This window comes from bacterium (assembly GCA_018830565.1).
Classification (GTDB): domain Bacteria; phylum UBA9089; class JAHJRX01; order JAHJRX01; family JAHJRX01; genus JAHJRX01.
This window is the reverse complement of sequence record JAHJRX010000021.1, coordinates 1-8032: the sequence shown is the minus strand read 5'-3', so window position 1 is coordinate 8032 and position 8032 is coordinate 1. Positions and strand designations below refer to the sequence as shown.

At 33.1% G+C, this 8032-nt stretch carries 8 protein-coding genes; 3 read left to right on the top strand and 5 right to left on the bottom strand.

Going from position 1 to position 8032, the window contains the following annotated elements; genetic code table 11:
* A partial coding sequence (locus KJ849_01730; protein MBU2599286.1) for a transposase occupies window positions 1-564 on the bottom strand: 564 nt, incomplete at its 3' end.
* Window positions 565-978: 414 nt separating this feature from the next.
* Between KJ849_01730 and KJ849_01725 the strand changes: the two genes are divergently transcribed.
* Complete coding sequence (locus tag KJ849_01725; GenBank protein ID MBU2599285.1) at window positions 979-1671, top strand: hypothetical protein; 693 nt, start codon at window positions 979-981, stop codon at window positions 1669-1671.
* 39 nt (window positions 1672-1710) lie between these two features.
* On the opposite strand, the gene KJ849_01720 is transcribed toward KJ849_01725, so the two are convergent.
* The 4 genes from KJ849_01720 to KJ849_01705 all read right to left on the bottom strand — a co-directional run bounded on the left by KJ849_01720 (window position 1711) and on the right by KJ849_01705 (window position 5470).
* The gene (locus KJ849_01720) at window positions 1711-2592 is read right to left on the bottom strand and encodes an MBL fold metallo-hydrolase (protein MBU2599284.1); all 882 of its coding nucleotides are present in this window, start codon (window positions 2590-2592) and stop codon (window positions 1711-1713) included.
* 283 nt (window positions 2593-2875) lie between these two features.
* Window positions 2876-3205, bottom strand: a complete 330-nt coding sequence (locus KJ849_01715) for a septum formation initiator family protein (protein ID MBU2599283.1) — start codon at window positions 3203-3205, stop codon at window positions 2876-2878.
* A gap of 35 nt (window positions 3206-3240) precedes the next feature.
* Window positions 3241-4338: an LptF/LptG family permease gene (locus KJ849_01710; protein MBU2599282.1), complete on the bottom strand. Its 1098-nt coding sequence runs from the start codon at window positions 4336-4338 to the stop codon at window positions 3241-3243.
* 22 nt (window positions 4339-4360) lie between these two features.
* The gene (locus tag KJ849_01705) at window positions 4361-5470 is read right to left on the bottom strand and encodes an LptF/LptG family permease (GenBank protein ID MBU2599281.1); all 1110 of its coding nucleotides are present in this window, start codon (window positions 5468-5470) and stop codon (window positions 4361-4363) included.
* 257 nt (window positions 5471-5727) lie between these two features.
* On the opposite strand from KJ849_01705, the gene KJ849_01700 reads away from it, so the two are divergent.
* Window positions 5728-7602 (top strand): phosphoenolpyruvate carboxykinase (GTP), encoded by a 1875-nt coding sequence (locus tag KJ849_01700; GenBank protein ID MBU2599280.1) that lies wholly within the window; start codon window positions 5728-5730, stop codon window positions 7600-7602.
* Window positions 7574-7957 carry a VanZ family protein gene (locus KJ849_01695; protein MBU2599279.1) on the top strand — a complete coding sequence of 128 codons (384 nt, stop codon included), beginning with the start codon at window positions 7574-7576 and terminating at the stop codon, window positions 7955-7957. Before KJ849_01700 ends, KJ849_01695 begins: the two co-directional genes overlap by 29 nt.
* Window positions 7958-8032: the final 75 nt, after the last annotated feature.

Here is an 8032-nt window from a genome sequence, read left to right as displayed (position 1 = left end):
TGTTGATGAACATCTTCGGATTTGCGTTATCATAATTTCATCCTCAGTACAAGAAAGATACCCCTTCCAATCTACTATCTCTTTTACCAAGGGGAGATCATTCGATAATAAAGAATCTGTAATACCTTTTACATGACTTAATGCACTTGACCATGGATAATCCTCTGCTCTTTCCACTAATCCTGTCCGCACAGGGTTCCTTTCTACGTATCGTATTGCTGTATATAAATGAACCCCATCCAAAGGGCATGAATAAAAACGACCCTGCCATAAATGACCTCTCTGCCCTATCTTCCTATTGAAATACTGAGAATAACGCATGTGTGCTTGATTAAACAGCCTTGCTATTGATTCTGAGCCTTCCGGCACAACTATAAAATGAACATGATTGTCCATCAAACAATATGCCCATATTTTAACCCCATATCTTTTACTATATTCCCTTATCCATAATAAATACTGTTCTCGATCATCTTCACTTCTAAAAACTGTTTGTCGGTAATTACCTCTTTGAGTAAGATGATATGGAATATCTGGAATTATAATTCTTGCTATTCTTGCCATAATGATTAAATTTTATCATATAATCTTTTCTTCGTCAATAAAAAATAGGCGCTGTCCCTAGTTTTGTCCCTAGTTTCTCCCTAGTTTCTGCCTAGTTTCTGAAAAAATTAGTTGCATGACATCTTTATTATATGGTAAACTTTAATTACTTTAAATTAAAAAAATTGGTTTCTAAGTCGTTTACTGAAAGCCAAGAAGTTTCAAAAGGCATTATTCTTGAATATGACGCCGATGACCAGTTATAGCTTAGTTATAGTGAGGCATCAAAAAAGGTATAAAAGGTGGATTATTCATTGTAAATTTTAAATTTAAAATGAATTTATCACCATCTTACGAATCTTACAAAATTTAGGAGGTAATATGATGAGTAAAGAATGTTGTAAAACCAGTGAAGAAAAAAGAGCAGAGAATTGTATGGTTTGTGGTACTTCCTTGGAATATTTAGAGACCGCAGTCAGTGTTGGGTGTAACTACTGCGGTAAAGAAGATATGGGATATGTTCACTGTCCTAAAGGGCATTATGTCTGCAACGAGTGTCACGGAAAAGGGGCATTTGATCTCATCAATGACCTATCCCTCGCCACGAAGGAGAAAGATCCGCTATTCATAGCAGAGCTGCTTATGTCCCATCCCAAGATACCATTTTTGGGTTGTGAGCATGCCCTTATTGCTACTGCATCGCTCATGGCAGCGTTAAAGAACGATGGTTCATTGGGCATCTCCAATGAACAGATAATTGAAGCCATGAAGCGAACGCAAAAACAATCCATGCCGCCATATTGTGCCCTCACTGGTGTTTGCGGTATCCCTATCGGAATTGGTGCTGCCTTCAGTGTCATTTTGGGTGCTGCCTGCTCCAAAGATAGAGAATCTGCCATCACGATGCATATTGTAGCCCGAACAATTGATACTATCGCTAATGATGTTGGTCCAATGTGCTGTAAGAGCTTTGTTCGAACTGCTCTTGGTGTAGGTTACAATGCTTCAAAGGAGTACTTCAATCTTCATTTGCCAATCCATCGAGAAAGGATTTCTTGCTTTCATTCTAATAAAAACCATCCTCACTGTAGAAAGGAGAAGTGCTTTTATTTCCCTAAAACCACCTAAAGAGAGAGTAAAAATGATCGAGAGAAGCAAGAATATAGGTTACCATAAGACTACTTGTTTAGTCTTAACTTTTATCTTTTCTCCATCAGTAATAGCTTTTATATCTCCATAAAAATCAGTGCGATAAACTAAGATCTTCTTTTCTTGGAAATAGTCAATTAAATCTTGATGGGGATGATTAAAATTATTTGTTCCAGTAGAAATTATCACCATCTTAGGCTTAACTATCTCTAAAAAATTAATAGTATTTCTAACCTTTTCTCCATGATGTGGCATCTTTAAAAGATCAACTTTAAGCAAAGGATAAAATTTTACCAGTTCTTCTATGGCCTCCTCTTCCACATCGCCGGTAAGAAGGAATCGCACCTTTCCACATTCTAATAAATAGACTAAGGAATAATCGTTCTCTTTGCTGTACTTTATCCCTTTGGGAGGATGCAAGGTAGATATCTTGAGATGTTGAAAATTTAAAATCTCTCCTCTAAACATACTTTTAGTTTTTATGTTCTTTTCTTTTATTAAACTCATTAACTTTTTATATCCAAAGACGTCTTTATTTGGAGGATTATAGATCAATTTTTCTACTTTTATTCCCTCTAATAAAGAAAAAATACCTCCATAATGATCATAGTCAAAATGAGTAATCACCACCAAATCTAACTTAGATACCTTCTCTCTTCTTAAAAAAGGTAGGACTCTTATTAATCCTGCATCAAAATTAAATTCCTCTCTCTTCCCTACCCCGATATCAACCAAGATATTTTTATGGTCAGATGTCTGAATAAAAGCACTATCTCCATTCTTTACATCAATAAAAGTAATATTCAGCCATTCTTTCTTTTTTGCCTCGTCTTTCCCACAAGCTATAATGTTAAGAGTAAGCAGAAGAAAGAGCATTAAATATTTTATATTTTTTTTCAAGACATTCTCCATTTATAGCTTAAATTCCCGAATTTTTAGGTGGTATCTGAAAATAGCTTAGTTATGGTGAGACTAGGTTGCAATCAGAAATAAAATGTTGCAAGCTACCAAATATCTCAAATATCTTATTGTTTTGGATTTTGAATTTTGGTATTCGGATTTGTTTCGAGTTTCGGATTTTGGTATTCGGATTTAACTGTTTTTCATATTCATACCGGATTGTTATTATACCTTTGATTGCAACTTAGTATAAACATGGTAACCATGTTTAAGAAAGGACCAATTATTCTTTATCTCCTTCCAGAGGAGCAAACTCTATAATCTTCTCTCCTTCTTTAATCATCCCTAATCCTCGGGCTTGTTCTTCTATGTAATTTAAATCATTTTCTAATCTCTTAATTTCTTTATTTAATTCTTTATTCTTTTCTCTTGTTTCCTCTATTTCTTCTTCTAATCTTGATACTTGCTGCCTTGTCTTAAAATAACTCAAAAAACCACTTACCATAAAATAAACAAAGATAACTAAAACTAAGGTAAAAATAATCGTGCCTTTATTGATAGTAATCCCCTTTTTTTCTCTTCTTGAATCTTGGCTTACTTTCTTCTTGGGCAACTTTTTTCCTCAACTCCTTTATCTTATCTTTTTTCTTATTTTTTAACTTTTACCAAAAGATAGATTCCTAAAAAACCAAAAATAAGGTTGGCTAACCAAGCAGATAAAAATGGAGATAACATTTCACTTCTTCCTAAAGACCTGCCAATAGCCATTGTTCCCCAATAAATAAAACCAATAAAGATACTTATCCCAAATTCAGCAATACTCCGACCTTTTAAAGTGGTAAATAAGGCTAAAGGGGCACCAATTAAGACCATCATAAAGTTTATCATTGGAAAAGAAACTTTCATATGAAATTCTACCAAATAGTTAGTCACTTTACTTCCACATTTCCTTAAAATGGTAATGTATCTTAGCAAAGAAAAGAAACTTATCTCCTCTGGTTCTTTTTTCTCAAAAAAAATTATCTCTAAAATATCATCGGGAGACTTAGTCAGAGGAAGAATCTCTTCTTTAAATTGATATGCAGAGACTATCTCTCCTGAAGAATTAAATCTTCTCTTTACCCCCTGGCCGGAAATCCAATTTTTTCCATTCCATTTGGCGTATTTGGCATCAAGGCGTACCTTTAAAAAATTTTGCGGTGTATAATCAAGAAGATGAATGTCCTCCATCAGACCTTTATTCTTATTAAGATAACTTGACCTTAAAAATCTTCCCCCAGAAAGATATAAAGAAATATGATAAGCTTCGTCTTGGCTAACATCTATCTTTTTTATTTGAGTTTGTTTAATAAAGTTAACTATCTGATTAGCTTTAACCACCATAGTTTCATTCCAAAAAAAACTTAAAATACTGAGGAAGAAAGCAAGTATCAAGATAGGAGTAAAGATTCTATAGATATTAAGACCATTGGCTTTCATAGCGGTAATCTCATTTTGATAAGAAAGCTTGCTTAAAGAAAATAAGGTTGCTAACAATATAGAGATCGGTAGAATTAAAGTTATAATTTGAGGTATTTTTAGAAGAAAGTATTGACAAGAATAAGTAAGACTTACCTGGGAGGAGATAAGAGCATCTATGGTTTCAAAGACATTAGTAACCAGCATAATACCGGTAAAAGCTATCAGGCTATAGAAAAATGGTCTTAAAAAATTAACAATTAAATATTTATCGAGTATCTTTATCATTCTTCTCTACTTAAAGTTTATCTTAACGTTTTATAGTAAAAAGACACAAAAATATACCTACTGTTCCTATGATAATATTAGGTAGCCACATCGAAAAAAAAGGAGAGATTAATCCTTTATTGCCTAATGTTTCTCCCAAAATTAAGAATAGATAGTAGCTGAAGATAACTAAGATACTGAGTCCTAAGCCAATGGATTTTCCTCCTTTTTTAGTCAACAAACCCAAAGGAGTTCCAACTAAGGTAAAGACAAGGCAAGCAAAAGGAATGGAGATCTTTTTATGCAACTCTATTAAAAATAAACTTACCTCTAAATTCTTTTCTTGATATTCTTTAATCTTTTCTTTTAACTCTTTGGAGGTCATTTCTCTAAGACTTTTGCAGGGTTGCATAAAAGAAGCTCCTTCTTGAAGATTAAAAATAATTTCATGAGTATTAAACTTCAGCACATAATATTTTTCCTGATCTTTTTCTAAGGTTTGATGAATGCTGCCATCTTCTAATATTAGGACTTTATCTTGGTCTTTGATGCTTTTCTTCCAATACCCTTTTTTAGCAAAGATATATCGAAGCAATATATCTCCATCTTCTTCTCTGATCTTTTCGTAAAGGTAGATACCCTCCATGAGATTATTTTTATTATCTAATTTATGGACATAAATTTCTTTATTGGCCATTTCAGTAAAGACTTGTTCTTCAATAGAAACATTAGGCTTTTTTTGAGCTATCTGGTAGTATAAATCTTTATAAGCTTGATTAGCGAAAGGCAAAAGAGTATCATTTAAGATAGTATTTACAAAAAAGAAAAAAAGACCTAAGAAGATAGCTAAAAATACTAAGGAGTTTAAAGAAATACCCGCGGCTTTGATAGCCACTATCTCATTATTGGCCGAAAGTTTTCCCCAGACTATTAAAGTAGCTAATAAAACCCCCATCGGAATAGTAATGGCAAAAGTAGCCGGAAGATAGTAAGTAAAAAGCCTGATGATATCCGCAATAGAGATACCCTTAGTCACCAAGAGCTCGCTTAAGATAAAAATTTTATCCATAATAAAGATAAAAGTAAAGATGAAAAGACCTACCAAGAAAGAAGATAGATATTCTAAAATAAAGTACCGCTGGAATATTTTCATAAAGACAAAGTTAGCATACTTGAAGTTTTTGTCAAGAAGAAAGATGATTCATGTCGTATAGCACTTATTAATGAAAATTTAGGTTCTTTCGTAATTATTGTGAAGTAATTGTTGTAAGGTGTTGAAAGATGATGAATCATTAAAAAATTGTCTTGACAAATGGGTCCACCTCCAGTATTATTTCCTCAGTCTAATTTTTGTTAATAACCACTAGATATTACATTTATATATTACATTACACGAGGAGGAAAAGAAGTATGAATGAGGTAATTGATTCATTAAAGGATCACATGGACGAAGAAAATTATCAAAAGATTAAAAAAATTGATAATCTTAAGCTTTGCCAGTTTGTAATTAAGTATATCCAGTTAAGTAATCCCGATAAGGTCTTTGTTTGTGATGATTCGCCCAAAGATATTAATTATATCAGAGAAAAAACCATAAAAGATGGCGAAGAGACTAAATTAGCTATAGAAGGTCACACTATTCACTTCGATAGTTATGATGACCAAGGAAGAGATAAAGAAAATACAAGAATTCTTATTCCTAATGAAGTTAAGCTTGATCCATCAATCTTAACTAAAGATAGAGATGAAGGATTAAAAGAGATTCATGAGATTCTCAAAGATACTATGAAAGGTAAAAACTTATATATCTGTTTCTTTTGTTTAGGACCTGTTAATTCAGAGTTTTCTACCCTTTGTGTTCAACTTACAGACTCAAGTTATGTAGTTCATAACGAAACTCTTCTCTATCGACCAGGATACAAAGAGTTTGTAAAAGAAGGTTCCAAGGCAAACTTCTTTAAATTTATCCACTCTCAAGGTGAGCTTGACGAAAGAAAGACTTCTAAGAATCTTGAAAAACGAAGAATATATATCGATCTAAATGGTGAGACTGTATATAGTGCTAATACTCAGTATGGAGGAAATTCTATTGGGCTTAAAAAATTAGCAATGCGGTTAGCCATAAACAAAGGTTCAGGAGAAGGTTGGTTAACAGAACATATGCTTCTTATGGGTATCCATGGAGATAAAGGTAGAGTTACTTATCTGGCAGGAGCATTTCCTTCTTTATGTGGAAAGACTTCTACAGCGATGTTAGATGGAGAATCTATTGTGGGTGATGATATTGCTTATTTTAGAAAGAAAGACGGAAGGATTAGGGCCGTGAATGTAGAAAAGGGAATGTTTGGTATTATTCAAGGAGTTAATTCTAAGGACGATCCTTGGCAGTGGAAAGCCCTGAACAATCCAGGAGAAGTTATATTTTCTAATGTTCTGATGACTGAAGCTAAAGCCGTCCATTGGATTGGAAAAGATGGAGAAATTCCTGCCTCTGGAGATAACCATTCAGGCAATTGGTGGATAGGAAAGAAAGATAAAAATGGAAAGGAGATACCTTGTTCTCATCCTAATGCTCGGTTCACTCTTGGTCTAAAGATATTAGATAATGTAGATCCTAAACTCGATCATCCAGATGGAGTCTTACTGGAAGGAATAGTTTATGGAGGCAGAGATTCAGATACCTGCGTGCCGGTGGAAGAGTCCTTTAACTGGGTTCATGGAATAGTTACTAAAGGTGCTTTTCTTGAATCTGAAACCACCGCCGCTACATTAGGAAAAGAAGGGATAAGAGAGTTTAATCCTATGTCTAATTTAGATTTTCTATCTATACCCATAGGAAAATATATCCAAATTAGTCTAGATTTTGAAAAAGATTTAAATAATCCCCCTAAGATATTTTCAGTGAACTACTTTTTAAAGAATAAAGAGGGTCAGTTTTTAAATGAAAAGACAGATAAAAAAGTCTGGTATAAATGGATGGTCCTACGAATTCACAATGAGGTTGATATTATTGAAACTCCAACAGGTGGAATACCTAAATATGAAGACTTAAAAAGACTGTTCCAAGAGGTACTTTCTAAAAACTATACCTGGAATGAATATAAGGAGCAATTTACAGTAAGAATTCCAGAGAATTTAGCTAAGCTTGATCGTATAAAGAAGATTTATGAAACTCAAGTCCTTAATTCACCTCAAACTGTGCATTTAGTGGCAGAAGAGCAAAGGGAAAGACTAATCAAAGCTAAAGAAAAATTTGGTGATTATATTTCACCTGATTTACTTTAAGCTTGAATCAAAAATGATGAAGAGTCAAAAAATTTGGTGGTTAGTAACTTTTACTTACATGGTAATCATATTCTTTTTATCTTCAATTCCAGGTAAAGATATTCCTCTTATTTTTCCTTTTAGCGATAAGATAATTCATCTAGTTGAATACATGATCTTAAGTTTGTTACTAAAGAAAGCTTTAAGTTCTTCTTCCTTTAAATACGTAAGTATTTTAGCTGTTTTGATTGGAGTTATTTATGGAGTCTCTGATGAATTCCATCAATCATTTGTTCATGGCAGAAAATGTGATCCAGGAGATTTAATTTTTGATACCATAGGATGTATTTTAGGTCAGTTTTTAATTAAGAAGTAAGAAATAAAAATTGTAGGACTCTTCCAGCACTTTATCGAAAAAAGCAGACAATAATAATCCCCATTCATTACTCCT

What these genes read in the sequence shown, in the direction of transcription:
- KJ849_01725 (MBU2599285.1), top strand. Translation starts at nt 979, where the DNA reads ATGGTTTGTGGTACTTCCTTGGAATATTTAGAGACCGCAGTCAGTGTT.
- KJ849_01710 (MBU2599282.1), bottom strand. Translation starts at nt 4,338, where the DNA reads ATGATAAAGATACTCGATAAATATTTAATTGTTAATTTTTTAAGACCA.
- KJ849_01705 (MBU2599281.1), bottom strand. Translation starts at nt 5,470, where the DNA reads ATGAAAATATTCCAGCGGTACTTTATTTTAGAATATCTATCTTCTTTC.
- KJ849_01700 (MBU2599280.1), top strand. Translation starts at nt 5,728, where the DNA reads ATGAATGAGGTAATTGATTCATTAAAGGATCACATGGACGAAGAAAAT.